General features: G+C 71.2%; 14 protein-coding genes. 7 read left to right on the top strand and 7 right to left on the bottom strand.

Annotated elements, in window-relative coordinates; all coding sequences use genetic code 11:
- Position 1: 1 nt before the first annotated feature.
- A complete protein-coding gene (locus EAO72_RS30200; protein ID WP_148020269.1) occupies positions 2-1,531 on the bottom strand; it encodes a right-handed parallel beta-helix repeat-containing protein in 1,530 nt (509 codons plus the stop codon).
- A 209-nt stretch (positions 1,532-1,740) separates the two neighbouring features.
- Between EAO72_RS30200 and EAO72_RS30195 the strand changes: the two genes are divergently transcribed.
- From EAO72_RS30195 to EAO72_RS30175, 5 genes are all read left to right on the top strand, one after another.
- Complete coding sequence (locus EAO72_RS30195) at positions 1,741-2,826, top strand: substrate-binding domain-containing protein (RefSeq protein ID WP_148020268.1); 1,086 nt, start codon at positions 1,741-1,743, stop codon at positions 2,824-2,826.
- A gap of 204 nt (positions 2,827-3,030) precedes the next feature.
- The gene (locus EAO72_RS30190; protein ID WP_148020267.1) at positions 3,031-4,359 is read left to right on the top strand and encodes an ABC transporter substrate-binding protein; all 1,329 of its coding nucleotides are present in this window, start codon (positions 3,031-3,033) and stop codon (positions 4,357-4,359) included.
- Positions 4,359-5,252, top strand: coding sequence for a carbohydrate ABC transporter permease (locus EAO72_RS30185; protein WP_148020266.1), 894 nt, complete (start codon positions 4,359-4,361; stop codon positions 5,250-5,252). The genes EAO72_RS30190 and EAO72_RS30185 overlap by 1 nt, the downstream gene beginning before the upstream one ends.
- Entirely contained in the window at positions 5,249-6,103 is an 855-nt protein-coding gene (locus EAO72_RS30180; protein WP_148020265.1) for a carbohydrate ABC transporter permease, read from the top strand. Before EAO72_RS30185 ends, EAO72_RS30180 begins: the two co-directional genes overlap by 4 nt.
- A gap of 36 nt (positions 6,104-6,139) precedes the next feature.
- On the top strand, positions 6,140-7,168 hold the full coding sequence (locus EAO72_RS30175) for a hydroxyacid dehydrogenase (protein ID WP_148020264.1): 1,029 nt from the start codon (positions 6,140-6,142) through the stop codon (positions 7,166-7,168).
- A 313-nt stretch (positions 7,169-7,481) separates the two neighbouring features.
- Here the strand turns inward: EAO72_RS30175 and groL are convergent, their stop codons facing one another.
- Entirely contained in the window at positions 7,482-9,104 is a 1,623-nt protein-coding gene (groL, locus tag EAO72_RS30170) for a chaperonin GroEL (RefSeq protein WP_148020263.1), read from the bottom strand.
- Positions 9,105-9,204: 100 nt separating this feature from the next.
- On the bottom strand, positions 9,205-9,513 hold the full coding sequence (groES, locus tag EAO72_RS30165) for a co-chaperone GroES (protein ID WP_024490209.1): 309 nt from the start codon (positions 9,511-9,513) through the stop codon (positions 9,205-9,207).
- 296 nt (positions 9,514-9,809) lie between these two features.
- Between groES and EAO72_RS30160 the strand changes: the two genes are divergently transcribed.
- Positions 9,810-10,349 (top strand): DUF6234 family protein, encoded by a 540-nt coding sequence (locus EAO72_RS30160; RefSeq protein ID WP_187285278.1) that lies wholly within the window; start codon positions 9,810-9,812, stop codon positions 10,347-10,349.
- Positions 10,350-10,488: 139 nt separating this feature from the next.
- Here the strand turns inward: EAO72_RS30160 and EAO72_RS30150 are convergent, their stop codons facing one another.
- The gene (locus EAO72_RS30150; protein ID WP_148020262.1) at positions 10,489-11,475 is read right to left on the bottom strand and encodes a polysaccharide deacetylase family protein; all 987 of its coding nucleotides are present in this window, start codon (positions 11,473-11,475) and stop codon (positions 10,489-10,491) included.
- Positions 11,476-11,604: 129 nt separating this feature from the next.
- On the opposite strand from EAO72_RS30150, the gene EAO72_RS30145 reads away from it, so the two are divergent.
- Entirely contained in the window at positions 11,605-12,858 is a 1,254-nt protein-coding gene (locus EAO72_RS30145; protein WP_148020261.1) for a class I SAM-dependent methyltransferase, read from the top strand.
- 17 nt (positions 12,859-12,875) lie between these two features.
- Here the strand turns inward: EAO72_RS30145 and EAO72_RS30140 are convergent, their stop codons facing one another.
- The 3 genes from EAO72_RS30140 to EAO72_RS30130 form a co-directional block, all read right to left on the bottom strand.
- Positions 12,876-13,541: a hypothetical protein gene (locus EAO72_RS30140; RefSeq protein WP_148020260.1), complete on the bottom strand. Its 666-nt coding sequence runs from the start codon at positions 13,539-13,541 to the stop codon at positions 12,876-12,878.
- A gap of 52 nt (positions 13,542-13,593) precedes the next feature.
- Entirely contained in the window at positions 13,594-14,064 is a 471-nt protein-coding gene (locus tag EAO72_RS30135; protein WP_148020259.1) for a VOC family protein, read from the bottom strand.
- A gap of 62 nt (positions 14,065-14,126) precedes the next feature.
- Positions 14,127-15,251: RNA polymerase sigma factor (locus EAO72_RS30130; RefSeq protein ID WP_148022125.1), on the bottom strand; the 1,125-nt coding region annotated here is incomplete at its 5' end.

The following is a 15,251-nucleotide window of genomic DNA, read 5'->3' as shown; positions in this document are numbered from 1 at the left end:
GTTACCGCAGGCCGCGGCCCGCGTAGGCGCCGATGTTGGGAGCGCCGGGCTTCAGGCGGCTGCCGAAGTAGTCCTTGCCGCCGTTGTCCTCGATGACGGCTCCGGCGGCGAGGGCGGGCGAGCCCGCGCCGAGCCGGAAGTCGTCCCGGAGCTTCGGGTCGGCGGTGACGCCGCCGGGGTCCGGGCGCGTCATGTCGATGCCGTAGAAGGCGTTGTGGTCGAAGGAGAGCCCGGGGGTCGGGTTCTTGAAGGCGTAGCCGCCGGTGCCCTCGCTGACGAAGACGTTGTTGCGGATGGTCAGTTCGTGCTGGGTGGTGGCAGGACTGCCGGCGTCGTCCTGGACGAGGTAGCCGGGGATCCGCTCCTTGTTGTGGAACGTGTTGTTGTAGATCTCGGTGCCCAGGATCGGGCCCCAGCAGTTCTGGATCAGGCGGGCGCCGTCGTTGCGGCTGACGTTGTAGCGGGCGACCGTGCCCAGGGTCTTCGCCCCGCTGTACGGGCAGATCAGCAGGAAGCCGCCCTTGTTGTCGTGGCTGTAGTTGTACTGGAAGACGGTGTTCCGCGAGGCGCCGTCGGCGTCGAAGGACATGCCGTCGTGGGTGTTGCCGCCGCCCGAGACCTCGTTGTGCTCGACGGTCGTGTCGTCGGTGTTGAAGGTCCAGATGCCCGCGTTGGCGGAGGGCGAGCGGAGCTGGAATCCGTCGACCCGGTTGTGGTCGACCCGGGCGCCGCTCGTGGTGTCGAGCTTCATGCCGTCGCCGGCCAGGGACTTGAGCGTGTTGTGGTGGATGCGCACGCCGGTGCTGGGGGTCCACTCCCCCGGGTAGACGTCCGGGTCCTGCTGCCCGCCGACCAGATCGCGCCTGGAGAAGGTCGACTTGAAGTAGACGCCCTCGCGGTCGACGTCCTCGATGCGGTTGTGACCGATGTCCAGACCGTCGTACCAGCTGGCCTTCGCCGTGCCCTCGACCGCGATGTGGATGGCGCTGGAGCCGGACACGGTCTTGTGGTCGCCGCCGCGCACGTCGTGGATGTAGAGGCCGCTGATGTCGAAGCCGCGGGCGACGCCGAAGTCGGTCAGGCGCAGACGGACGCCGTTGCGCTCGCTGCCCGGGTGGTCGGCGTTGGTGATCTCCAGGTTCCTGAGGTGCACGTACTGCGTGTTGGAGAGCAGAACGGTGTCGTGGGCGCCGGCGCCGTCGAGCCGGGCACGGTCCGGGCCGTTGCCGTAGTCGGCGATGGTGAACGGCGCTCGGGCGGAGCCGGTGCCCGTGGGTGCGAGGGTGCCGGTGCAGGTGGCGCCGCGCCTGAACAGGAGCCGGTCACCGGGCCCGTAGGGGTGCGCGTTGGCCTCGTCGAGCGTGGTCCAGGGGTGCTGCCGGCTGCCGGTGGCCCCGTCGGGGGCGGCCGAGCAGTCGACGTGAAAGGTACGGCCGGCGGGTGCCGCCTGCGCGGCGTCCGGTCCTGCGACGGTCAGTCCGGCGGCAACGGCCAGGGCCGCGAGCGCCGCTGCGGTGACGCGATGTCTCACAATTCCTCCGTACGAACAGTCGGGGTCGTGCCGGGAACGGCCGGATCGGCATCGCCGGGAATCCTGGACTCGGATTGATCGAACGTCAATGGATTACGTTTGAATGATCGAAACTCCCATCGTTCGATCACGTTGGTCTAGGGTCGGACACCGGCTCCGGAACCGGTCGGGCCCGGGGCCGGGCCACACACTGCGAGGGGACTGCCACCGTGCGCGAAAGTGCTGCTGAACGTCATGACCGCCTGCTCGGACTGGTACGCGACCGGGGCTCGGCCCGGGTCTCGGACCTGGCCTCGCAGCTGGGGGTCTCGCCCGTCACCGTGCGCCGGGACGTCGAGGACCTGGCCGGCCGCGGCCTGCTCGACCGGGCCCACGGTTCGGTGTCCTGGCCCCAGGACGCCGCCCCCGCGAAAGGGCCAGCCGCCGGCAACGGCCTGGTGCTCGGCATGCTCGCGCCCTCGGCGACCTACTACTTCGCCGAAGTCATCCGGGGCGCTCACGAGGCGGCCGCCCGGGCGGGTGCCCGGCTGATCCTGCGGATCTCCGACTACCGGCCGCAGGAGGACCAGGCCCGCACCGAGGGACTGCTGTCCGCGGGCGCCGAGGGGCTGCTCGTCGCGCCCGGCTGGCAGCATCCGGGCGACCCGTCCGCCTTCGGCGACTGGATCAGCTCGCTGCCCGTACCGGCCGTCCTGCTGGAGCGCAGGCCCACCGCCGGGTCCCCCCTGGACGGCCTGGACCGCGTCTGCTCGGACCATGCGCACGGGGTGCTGCTGGCCGTGCGCCACCTGGTGGGTCTCGGGCACGGAACACCGCTGCTGATGGCCCGCGCCGACTCCCCGACCGCCCTCGCGGTGCGCTCCGGATACGTGGAGGCGCTGACCGTGCTCGGGCTGCGCGCACCGCAGGACGTGATCGACTCCGTACCGGCCGATCTGGCCCCGGAGGTGTTCGAGGAAGCCGTGCAGGCCTTGCGCGAGGCGGTCCGCTCCGGGGTGGCGACGGCGGCGCTGATCCACAACGACGTGGACGCGATCCAGGTGGTGCAGCGCCTGGCGGAGCTGGGCGTGCGGGTACCGGAGGACCTCGCGCTGATCGCGTACGACGACGAGGTGGCGGCGCTCGCGGACACTCCCCTCACCGCCGTGGCCCCGCCCAAGCGCGAGGTGGGCCGCCATGCGACGGAGCTGCTGGTGGAACGGCTGGGGCAGGGCGGCACCGACACACCGCGCCGGCACCTGACCCTGCTCCCCCAGCTGCGGGTCAGGGACTCCTGCGGGGCGCCGCTTCCGTAGGCCTCGCCCGGACCCGTTCGCGGGGCGCTCCCCGGGCACTCCCGGCGCCGTTCCCAGCAGCCTCCGTGGGCGCTCCCCACGCATTCCGCACGCAACTCTTCTGATCTTTTTTCGATCAATCGATCTTTCGCTCTTGACTTCGGTCACGGCTGGTCCAAGGATCACGGCCAACGCCCATGTCGCCGCCTGTTCAGGAGCCTCGCTGTGAGCCGCAGTTCGAGCAGAACGTCCCTCGCCGTAGTCGGCGCCGCCACCGCCCTCGCCGTTCTCACGGCCTGCGGCGGCAGCGGTGACGACACGTCCGCCGCCGGAAGCGACGGCAAGCCCGTCAGCATCACCTTCTGGGGCTGGGCCAAGGGGTCCAAGGAGGTCGTTGACGCGTTCAACGCCTCCCACACGAACATCAAGGTGGTGTACGAGGAGATCCCGTCCGGCAACGCGGGCGGCTACGCCAAGATCTCCAACGCCGTGAAGGCGGGCAACGCCCCCGACCTCGTCTCGATCGAATATCCGCAACTCCCGGAGTACGTCAGCCAGGGTGCGCTCCAGGACATCGGCCAGTACTTCACCGAGGACATCAGGAAGAAGCTGCTGCCCCAGGCCGTGGAGCTGACGACGCTCGGCGGCAAGAACTGGGCCGTCCCCTTCGACGCCTCGCCGCAGTCGTTCTACTACCGCAAGGACCTGTTCGAGAAGTACGGCGTCGAGGTCCCCAAGACCTGGGACGACTTCCGCAAGGCCGCCGAGAAGGTCAAGAAGGCGGACGGGAAGGCCCGCATCGGCACCTTCTTCCCCGACGACCCGACTACGTTCCAGGCGATGGCCTGGCAGGCCGGCGCCCAGTGGTACAAGCCCGAGGGTGACACCTGGAAGGTGAACACCACCGACGCCGCCACCGAGAAGGTCGCCGGCTACTGGCAGGGTCTGCTCGACGACGACCTGATCCGCGCCAACGCCTCCTTCAGCCCCGAGTGGACCAACTCCCTCAAGAACGGCGGCACCGTCGGGTACCTCGGCGCGGCCTGGGGCGCGGGCGTCCTCAAGGGCACCCTGCCCGAGCAGAGCGGCAAGTGGGCCGTCGCCCCGATGCCCAGCTGGGACGGGAAGCCGGCCAGCGGCATGCTCGGCGGCTCGACCTTCGCGGTGACGAAGAACAGCAAGAAGGCCGGGGCCGCGGTCGAGTTCGCCACCTGGATGTCGACCACCGAGGAAGGCATCAAGGCCCGCATCGAGTCCGGCACATCGAGCGCCTTCCCGGCCGCGGCGTCCCTGCGCCCCGTCGCGAAGAAGGCCTTCGACGCGGACTTCTACGGCGGCCAGGACATCTACCGGGTGTTCGGGGACGCCGCGACGTCCATCGGCCCGGACTGGAGCTGGGGCCCGACGACCGGCACCACGAACACCACGATGAAGGACCAGTTCGGCAAGGTCGCCAGCGGCGGAACCACCATCGAGGAGGCGGTGAAGGCCGGGCACGACGCGACGGTCGCCGAGCTGAAGAAGCGCGGTCTGAAGGTCGAGGACGCAGGCTGATGAAGCGCGCCCGGACGACCAGAGCCGCCGCCATCCTGCTGGGGCCCTTCTTCGTACTGTTCACGCTGGCGATGGTGCTGCCGATCGGCTACGCGGTCTGGCTCAGCCTGTTCACCGAGAAGCAGTCCGGCCTGGGCTTCGGCGGCACCGAGACCGTCTTCAGCGGACTCGACAACTACACGGCGGCCCTGGGCGACCGGGCGTTCCGCGAGGGCTTCGGCGTACTCCTCGGATACTGCCTGTTCTACATTCCGCTCCTGCTCGTCGGAGCCCTCGCCCTCGCCCTGCTGCTGGACTCCACGCTGGCCCGCGCCCGCCGATTCTTCCAGCTCGCGCTGTTCCTGCCTCATGCCGTGCCCGGCATCATCGCCGCGCTGATCTGGGTGTACCTCTACACACCGCAGCTCAGCCCGGTGGTCAGTGCCATGGAGTCCGGCGGCATCGGCTTCGACTTCTTCTCCCCCGACGGGGCCCTGCCCTCGGTCGTCAACATCGCGCTGTGGGAGTGGCTCGGCTACAACATGGTGATCTTCTATGCCGCGTTGCAGGCCATCGACCGCTCCGTACTCGAAGCGGCCACGGTCGACGGGGCCGGCGCCTGGCGGATCGCGATCGGCATCAAGGTCCCGCTGATCCGCGCGTCCGTCGTGATGGTCGCGCTGTTCACCGTCATCGGCTCGCTCCAGCTGTTCACCGAGCCGCTGATCCTCAACAAGGGGACCGGCTCCGCCGTCTCCTCCACCTGGACGCCGAACATGTACGCGTACACCGCGGCCTTCGAACGCAACGACTACGGCCTCGCCGCCGCCGCCTCCATCCTGCTGGCACTCACCGCCGCGCTGCTGTCCTTCGTCGTCACCCGCTTCACCGGCCGGAAGGGCAAGAAAGCATGAGTTCCCCCGCCTCCCGCGGCCGCTGGATGTCGAAGACCGCGGTCAACGGCTTCCTGCTGCTCGCCGTCGTCTACATGCTCTTCCCGCTCGTCTGGCTGGTCACCGCCGCCACCAAGGACACCGGCGGCCTGCTCGCCGGCAACGCGTTCTCCTTCGACGGCTTCAACCTCGGCGAGAACCTGTCGAACCTGGCGTCCTACGGGGACGGCATCTACTTCCGCTGGTACCTCAACAGCCTTCTGTACGCGGGCGTCGGGGCCATCGCCTGCTCGCTGATCTGCGTCGCCGCCGGGTACGCCTTCGACAAGTACGCCTTCCGGGGCAAGGACCAGCTGTTCGGCCTGGTGCTGATGGGCGTGCTCGTCCCGACCACCGCGCTCGCCCTGCCGATGTATCTGCTGGCGTCCAAGGTCGGCCTGGTGAACACCTACTGGTCCGTGCTGATCCCGGTGCTCGTCAACCCGTTCGGCGTGTATCTGGCCCGGGTGTTCAGCACCGGCTACATACCGAACGAGGCCCTGGAGGCCGCCCGTATCGACGGGGCGGGCGAGCTGCGCATCTTCTGGTCCGTCGGTCTGCCCATGGTCATGCCGGGCTTCGTGACCGTCTTCCTCTTCCAGTTCACCGCGATCTGGAACAACTTCTTCCTCCCCCTCGTGATGCTCTCGGACCGCAAACTCTTCCCCCTGAGCCTCGGTCTGTACTCGTGGAACACCAACACCCATGGCGAACCGAGCTTCTACCCCCTCGTCGTCACCGGCTCCCTGCTCGCCGTCATCCCGCTGATCGTCGCCTTCGTCTCCCTGCAGCGGCACTGGAAGGCGGGACTGACCGCCGGAAGCGTCAAGTGACCGTCCCCGCGAGCCCCGAGGAGTACGAGTTCCACCATGCCGCACGCCACTGACAACCGGCCCCGGGCGCTGCTCGCGATGGGCCCCGGCATCGCCGGGCGCCTCCTCGCCGAACGCCACCACACCCGGCTGGCCACCCTGACCCGTACCGACACCCGGCTCGTCGCCCACGACCTGGCCGACCCGTCACCCGAGGTGGCGGCCGCGCTCGCCGAGGCCGAGGTGCTCTTCACCTGCTGGGGCGCGACGCCGCTCACCGGGCCGGTCCTGGCCGCCGCCCCGCGGCTGCGTGCGGTGGTGCACGCGGCCGGATCGGTCAAGCACCACATCACCGACGCCTGCTGGGAACGGGGCATCGCCGTCGCCTCCGCGGCCGGGGCCAACGCGCTGCCGGTCGCCGAGTTCACCGTGGCCGCGATCCTCTTCGCGGGCAAGCAGGTCCTGCGCTCGGCACGGCGTTACGGGGAACTGCGCACCCGCCACGACTGGCTGGACGAGCTGGACGGCAGCGGCAACTACCGCCGTACGGTGGGCATCGTCGGCGCCTCCCGCATCGGCCGGCGCGTGATCGAACTGCTGCGCCCCTTCGATCTGGACGTCCTGCTGTACGACCCCTACGTCGGCGCGGACGAGGCCGCCCGGCTGGGTGTCCGCCTCGCCGCTCTCGACGAGCTGTGCGCGAGCGGGTCGGTGGTCTCGGTGCACGCTCCGCAGCTGCCGGAGACGCGGCATCTGATCGGCGCCGCCCAGCTGGCGGCGATGCCGTCGGGCGCGACGCTGATCAACACGGCCCGGGGTTCGCTGGTCGACGAGGACGCGCTGCTGCCCGAGCTGACGAGCGGGCGGCTGCACGCGGTCCTGGACGTGACGGACCCCGACCTGCCCCGGGCGGCCTCGCCGCTCTACGACCTGCCGAACGTGCTGCTCACGCCGCACATCGCCGGATCGCTGGGCAACGAGCTGCACCGGATGGCGGACCAGGCCCTGGACGAACTGGAACGCTTCGCGTCCGGCCGCCCGTTCGCGGACCCGGTGTACGGGGACGCGCTGTCGCGCTCGGCGTAGTCCACCCGGCCCGTTCGCCCGTTCGCCCGGCCCGTCTGGCCGCCCGCCCGACCCGACCGACCGGCCCGTCCGCCTGCCGGCCCGTCCGGCCTCCGCGGCCCAACCCAGCCTCGCCGGCGTTTGAGGCGCGGGGTCCGGGGCGGAGCCCCGGGGACGCTGCCCCCGTACCCCCGCTCCTCAATCGCCGGAGGGGCTGGATGTGGCCGAGCCGGACCGGCGGCACGGCCTGACCGGACCGGTGGCCGGACACGCGAAAGGCCCGGTACCCCTCGCGGGGTACCGGGCCTCACCGCTTGCGCGGGGCGGCTACACGCTAGTGCGAGTGACCGTGGCCGTGACCGGCCTCGGCCTCTTCCTCGGCCGGCTTCTCGACGACCAGGGTCTCGGTCGTGAGCAGCAGCGACGCGATGGACGCGGCGTTCTCCAGCGCGGAGCGGGTGACCTTGACCGGGTCGATGACGCCGGCCTTCACCAGGTCGCCGTACTCGCCGGTCGCGGCGTTGAAGCCCTGGCCCTTGTCGAGCTCGGAGACCTTCGAGGTGATGACGTAGCCCTCGAGGCCCGCGTTCTCCGCGATCCAGCGGAGCGGCTCGACGGCGGCGCGGCGCACGACCGCGACACCGGTGGCCTCGTCGCCGGTCTTGCCGAGGTTGCCCTCGAGGACCTTGACGGCGTGGACCAGAGCGGAGCCACCACCGGAGACGATGCCCTCCTCGACCGCGGCGCGGGTCGCGGAGATGGCGTCCTCCAGACGGTGCTTCTTCTCCTTGAGCTCGACCTCGGTGGCAGCGCCGACGCGGATCACGCAGACACCGCCGGCCAGCTTCGCCAGGCGCTCCTGGAGCTTCTCGCGGTCCCAGTCGGAGTCCGTGGACTCGATCTCGGCCTTGATCTGGTTGACGCGGCCGGCGACCTCGTCGGACTTGCCGCCACCGTCCACGATGGTGGTGTCGTCCTTGGAGACGGTCACGCGACGGGCGGTGCCCAGCACGTCCAGACCGGCCTGGTCGAGCTTGAGGCCGACCTCCTCGGCGATGACGGTCGCACCGGTGAGGGTGGCGATGTCGCCGAGCATGGCCTTGCGGCGGTCACCGAAGCCCGGGGCCTTCACCGCGACGGCGTTGAAGGTGCCACGGATCTTGTTGACGACCAGGGTCGACAGGGCCTCGCCCTCGACGTCCTCGGCGATGATCAGCAGCGGCTTGGAGGCACCGGCCTGGATGACCTTCTCCAGGAGCGGCAGCAGCTCCTGGATCGAGCCGATCTTGCCCTGGTGGATCAGGATGTACGGGTCGTCGAGGACGGCCTCCATACGCTCCTGGTCGGTCACCATGTACGGGGACAGGTAGCCCTTGTCGAAGGCCATGCCCTCGGTGAAGTCGAGGTCCAGACCGAAGGTGTTGGACTCCTCGACGGTGATGACACCGTCCTTGCCGACCTTGTCCATCGCGTCCGCGATGAGCTCGCCGACCTGGGTGTCCTGCGCGGAGAGCGCGGCCACGGCGGCGATGTCGGACTTGTCCTCGATCGGACGGGCGGTCGCGAGGAGCTCCTCGGACACGGCCTTGACCGCGGCGTCGATGCCCTTCTTCAGGGCGGCCGGGGACGCGCCCGCGGCCACGTTGCGCAGGCCCTCGCGGACGAGCGCCTGGGCCAGGACGGTGGCGGTGGTCGTACCGTCACCGGCTACGTCGTTGGTCTTGGTCGCGACCTCCTTCACCAGCTGGGCACCGAGGTTCTCGTACGGGTCGTCCAGCTCGACCTCGCGCGCGATGGTGACACCGTCGTTGGTGATGGTGGGCGCACCGAACTTCTTGTCGATGACGACGTTGCGGCCCTTGGGACCGATCGTCACCTTCACCGTGTCGGCAAGCTTGTTGACGCCGCGCTCGAGGGCGCGACGGGCGTCCTCGTCGAACTTCAGGATCTTCGCCATGGAGCTGAACTGTCCTCTCAAAACAAGAACTGCGCCCCTGCCGCCCGGCTAGTTATTTCGCAGGGGGCCAGGGGCGCAGAACAGAGCAAACGTGGGTGAATTACTTCTCGATGATCGCGAGCACGTCGCGAGCCGAGAGGACGAGGTACTCCTCGCCGTTGTACTTCACCTCGGTGCCGCCGTACTTGCTGTACAGAACGACATCGCCGGTCTTGACGTCGAGCGGAAGGCGCTCGCCGTTCTCGAAGCGGCCCGGGCCCACAGCCAGGACGACGCCCTCCTGGGGCTTCTCCTTGGCCGTGTCCGGAATGACCAGGCCGGAGGCCGTGGTCTGCTCGGCGTCGAGCGGCTGGACCACAATGCGGTCCTCGAGCGGCTTGATCGCAACCTTGGTGCTGGTCGACACGATCCGGTCTCCCCCTTCGGAGATCTCACGGGGTTATCAGTCTTTGGGGTGGCGACCAGGTGGGCCCGTCGTCGCGGGTGCCGGACCTGCCGGTCGCACAGAACTGCTGGCACTCTCCAGTGGGGAGTGCCAGCACTGAGACTATGACCGCGATTAGCACTCGGTCAAGCGGAGTGCCAATTCACGCCCCTCGTGGCGTCCGGGGACCTCCTCCTCGTACGACTGCGTCCGTACAACGTTCCGGTCACCGTAGGGGCAACGCGGAGTCCGTCCGCACCGTTCCGTACGACGGTGGCCTCATGCTCATGCGACCCGCCGGACCGGCGAACCAGCGGCCGGGCCCGCTCGCGACCGGCTGCCTGGACGTGGTGCTCGGCCTGCTGATCGCCGCCCTGGAGGCGGTGATCTGCGCGGTCGTCGTGTACACGTACACGCGCCCGGAACCGGACTGGACCCGGCCGTCCGCCGAGCTGCCCTACAAAGGGCCCGTCGAGAGCGGGCCGCCCGCGATGGACTGGTCGGCCACGCTCACACTGACCTCGTTCACCGCGGTGGCCTGCCTGATCGGCGTGGTGCTGCTGCGCCACGGCCTGCCCCTGGCGGGCCTCGTCCAACTGCTCGCCGCGGGCGTGCTCGGCGTCCTGACGCTCATGGCGTGGCACAGCGACTACCGGCTCGCGCACCCCGCGCCCGCGGCCTCCTCGCCGGACCGGTCGGGCCACCAGTGGACCGGCGGGCGCACCCCGGAGCCCCCGGCCGCCGCGGGGCGGCCGCAGGCGACGACGACCATCGCCCCCGGCGCCCCGTGGTCACCGCGCACCGCCGCCGGCCGCGCCTGATCGCCCTGCGACGGGTTCACATGCTGCGCGGCCTTCCGGCCCAGCCGCTCGATCGGGTCCACCGACTGCGCGCAGCCCGCGGTGGCGGCCAGGAGCGCACCGGCGGTCAGCAGTCCGGCCAGCAGCCGGTGCGCCCTTCTCATACGTAGTCCTCCAGGCGGGCCACGGCGTACCCCTTGTCCGTGATGACCTTCATGACGTTCCGGATCATGTCGGGCATGCTGCCCTTCCAGTCCTTCTTGCCCCGGAAGTGCGTGAGGATGATGTCGCCGGGGTGCAGGTCCTGGTCCTCCTCCCGCCACTCCATGTGGTCGGGGAAGGCCTCCGCCGCCCAGAGCGGCACGGCCGTGATGCCGCAGGACTTGGCGATCCGCAGGGTGTCGCCGTTGTAGTTGCCGTACGGCGGCCGGAAGAGCCGGGGGCGCTCGCCGTACTGCTGCTCGATGATGTCCTGCTGGTCGCAGATCTCCCGCTTCTGCTCGTCATGGGAGAGACCGGGCATGTAGCGGTGGTTCAGCGTGTGGTTGCCGAGGACGACACCGCGGGCCTGCGCCTCCTTGAAGTACCCGTAGTCGTCGCGCACCAGGTAGTCGCTGAGGAAGGCGCTGTACGGGATGTTCAGCTCCGCCATCATCTTCAGCAGCTCGGGGTCCTTGTCGTCCCCGTCGTCCATCGTCAGGAAGACGATCTTCTTGTCGGTGGGGACCGTGGTGAAGACCGGCGGCAGCGAGGCGTCACCGCCCTCGACCTCGAAGCCCTTGCGGGTGGTGAGGTGCGGCTTGACGGCGGGGGGTGCCGGCGGAGTCAGCGGAGTGCTCGCCAGGCCCCACTTCTTGGCGGCCACGGCCCGTGCGGCCTGGGCGCGGCGCGCCTTCTCGGCCTGCGCGGCGACGGAGTTCGCCGCCCCGGCCGCCGGCGGGCCGCCCGGCTGTCCGGCCCGCGCCGCGGCCACGCGCCCGGGGTCGGCCGGCGCACTGCCGCCCGTCTCCGCGGCGCAGCCCGAGCCGGCCGCGGCGACCAGCAGCGCGGCGAGGACCGCGTAGCCCGGCCGGCGCCGCAGGTGGCCCCGCCCGCGCCCCGTCCGCGCCGGTCCGCACGACACCGCATCCGATCTGCGCCTCTTCATGTCGAATTCTTCCTTTTGTCGTACTGGCTGCATGGCGCCGCATCCTGCCAGCCCGGGACGGGGCATCCGGGCCGACACAGCGCCCGCCCCGTACGGTCCCCCGGCTGGCGCGCAGCCGACTGGCCCACAATGGGACGGGTGAACGCTCTCGACCCCACCGGCCCGTCCGGCGACACCCCCGACCCCCTCGCCGGCTTCCACGCGCTGCGCACCCCCGAAGGCGCCGAGCTGCTGGCGGGGCTGCGCTCGTACGACCCCGCCACCGAACTGGCCACCGCCACCCGGCTGCGCCGCACGCACCCGGCCGCCCTCGTCTCGGCGGCCCTGGGCCAGGCCCGACTGCGGCAGCGGGCGGTGGCGAAGTTCGGCGCCGAGGACGCGCACCGGATGTTCTTCACGCCGAACGGGGTCGAGCAGGCGACCCGCACCTCGGTGGCCGGCTACCGCGCCCGCCGGTTCGCGGACGCCGGGGTGCGCAGCGTCGCCGACCTCTGCTGCGGGATCGGCGGCGACGCGATCGCCCTGGCCCGGGCCGGGATCGCCGTCCTCGCCGTGGACCGCGACCCGCTGACCGCCGAGGTGGCCCGGGCCAACGCCGCGGCGCTCGGACTGGACGCGCTGATCGAGGTGCGGTGCGCCGACGTCACGGAGATCGACACCTCGCCCTACGACGCGGTGTTTGTCGACCCGGCCCGCCGCGGCGGACGCGGCCGCGTCTTCGACCCGGAGGCCTACTCGCCGCCCCTGTCCTGGGCGACCGGGGCGGCACTGAAGGCGCCCAGGGCCGCGCTGAAGATCGCCCCCGGGGTGCCGCACGAGGCGATCGGGCCGCAGGCGGAGGCCGAGTGGATCTCGGACGGCGGCGACGTGAAGGAGGCGGTGCTGTGGTTCGGCGAGGGCTTCGAGGCGGGGTCCTTTCGCGCCACCCTGCTCCCGTCGGGCGCCACCCTGTCCGCCCCGGCCGTGCTGCCCGCCCCGCCGGTCGGCCCGGTGGGGCGCTATCTGTACGAGCCGGACGGCGCGGTGATCCGGGCGCATCTGGTGGCCGCGATCGTGGAGCGGTACCACGGACGGCTGTTCGACGAGATGATCGCGTACGTCACGAGCGACGAGCTGTACGACTCCCCGTACACCGCGGGCTACGAGATCACCGATCAGCTGCCCTTCAACACGAAGCGGCTGAAGGCGCTCCTGCGGGAGCGGAAGGTCGGCGTCCTCACGGTCAAGAAGCGCGGTTCGGGGGTCGAACCGGAGGAGCTGCGGCGGAAGATGAAGCTCCAGGGGCCGAACGCGGCCACGGTCTTCCTGACCCGGGTCGCCAACGTACCGACGATGCTGATCGGCCGTCCCGTGACCGGCCCCGAGGCCGCCGCCCTGCGCTGACGGCGGCCGGGGCCGCTTCAGTCCCGGGCGCCGCCCCGCACGGAGACCAGAGGCTCGGGAGCGGGTGTGCCCAGCAGGGTCCGCAGGACCCAACGCCGGTGCCAGAAAGCCTTGGTGACACCGATGAGGCCGATGATCCAGCCGATGGACCCGAGGCCCATCACCAGGGCCATCAGGCCGTAGGTGTCATCGCCCCGGACGGCGCCGGCCGGCACCGCGAAGCAGGCGTACAGCCCGCACGCGCAGAGCACGAAGGAGCCCAGCAGCCACGCCAGGCTCACCCCCGGCAGCCGGTACGCGACGTCGCGCGCGGGATCACGGTCCAAGGCGCCCCACTGCGTGAGGAGCCGGCGCACCCGCCGGTCCCGGCGCAGGCCGATGACGACGAGGACGACGGCCGGTACGAGGCAACAGGCGCCCAGGGCCAACAGGATGAAGCCGAGGAAGGCGCTGACGACGTCGTACGACTGCTCGAAGGTGATGAACGCGCTGCCGATCAGCGCCCAGCCGAGCGCGCCGACCGCCCCCCACAGCCACAGCAGTCCGAGCCGGCCGGGGCCGAGGTGCGTCCTCACCAGCGCGCCCAGGATGTGGGCCCGGTCGGCGAGCAGCGCTCCCCGGTCGGGCCAGGTGCGTATCTCCACGGGCGGAGGGGGCGGCGGCAGCGCGGGGCGAGCGGACATGGGCCAGACCCTATCGAGCGCCGGTGCCGCCCCGCGCCCGGGTGATCACGCGTCAGGCGTTGCGCAGGGCCTCGATGTCGAGGCGCTTCATGCCGAGCATCGCCTTCATGGCACGGGCCGCCTTCTCCGGGTCCGGGTCGGTCAGGGCGTCACCGAGACCGGGCGGGATGATCTGCCAGGAGACCCCGAACCGGTCCTTGAGCCAGCCGCACTGGCTCTCCTGGCCGCCGTCCGCGGTGAGCCTGTCCCACAGCCGGTCCGCCTCCTCCTGCGAGTCGCACTCCACGGAGAGGGAGACCGCCTCGCTGAAGGGGAACTCGGGACCGCCGTCGAACGCGATGTACTCGGTGCCGTCGAGCTGGAAGCGGACCGTCATCACCGCCCCCTCCTCGCCGGGCGACGCGGCCGTCCAGCGGGTCACGTCCAGGACGCGCGAGTCACCCCCGATGACGGAGATGTAGTGGTTCGCCGCCTCCTCGGCCTGGCCTTTGTCGAACCACAGGAACGTGGTGACCTTCTGCATGGTCTTCTCCTCACGCGGTGGTGCCGGTTGCCTGAGAGGTAGACCGGCGGCGGGCGCGGAACTCATCGGCCGGCCCGGTCCAGGAGCAGCGCCCGTTCCCGCTCGTTGCGGGTGAGCTCCGCCGCCCGTACGAACTCGGCACGTGCCTCGTCCGTACGCCCCAGCCGTTCCAGCAGATCCCCGCGGACGCTCGGCAGCAAGTGGTACGCGGTGAGCGCGGGGTCGGCGGCCAGCGCGTCGACCAGGGCGAGAGCGGCGGCGGGGCCCTCGGCCATGGAGACGGCGACGGCGCGGTTGAGCTCGACGACGGGGGACGGGGTCAGGGCGGCGAGCCGGTCGTACAGCGCGGCGATGGCGGCCCAGTCCGTGTCCTCGTAGCGCGCCGCCCGGGCATGGCAGGCGGCGATGGCCGCCTGGAGGGCGTACGGCCCCAGGGCCTGCCCCGCCTCCGCGGCCGTCTCGCTCGCCCGGAGCAGGGCCGCGTAGCCGCGGCGGATCAGCAGGCGGTCCCAGCGGGCCCGGTTCTGGCCGGCGAGCAGCACCGGGGTGCCGTCCGGCGCGGTCCTGGCGGCGGTGCGCGCGGCCTGGAGCTCCAGCAGGGCGGCCAGTCCGTGCACCTCGGCCTCGCCCGGCATCAGCCCGGCCAGCACCCGGGCCAGCCGCAGCGCGTCCTCGCAGAGGCCGGGGCGCAGCCAGTCGTCGCCGGCGGTCGCGGCGTAGCCCTCGTTGAAGACCAGGTAGATGACTTCGAGCACCGATCCGAGCCGGGCGGCGCGCTCGGGGCCGTACGGCACCTCGAAGGGGACGCCGGCCCGGCCGAGCGACCGTTTGGCGCGGACGATCCGCTGCGCGACGGCCGGTTCGGTGGTGAGGAAGGCGCGGGCGATCTCGCCGGTGGTGAGGCCGCCGAGGAGGCGCAGGGTGAGGGCGATGCGGGCGTCGGTGGAGAGCACCGGGTGGCACGAGGTGAAGATCAGCCGCAGCAGGTCGTCGTCGATCCGGTCCGGGTCCGCGGCATCCGGGTCCGGTTCGCCGGAGACGGTGTCCAGGTCCCGGCCCATCTCGGCGAGCTTGCGGGCGTACGTCTCGCGGCGGCGTACGAGGTCGATGGCGCGGTGCTTGGCGGTGGCCATGAGCCAGGCTCCCGGGTTGTCCGGGACGCCCGACTCCGGCCACTGCTCCAGCGC

The organism is Streptomyces sp. OR43, from assembly GCF_008042275.1.
Lineage (GTDB): Bacteria > Actinomycetota > Actinomycetes > Streptomycetales > Streptomycetaceae > Streptomyces.
Note: the sequence above shows the minus strand (reverse complement) of the source record. Positions and strands in the feature narration are given on the sequence as shown.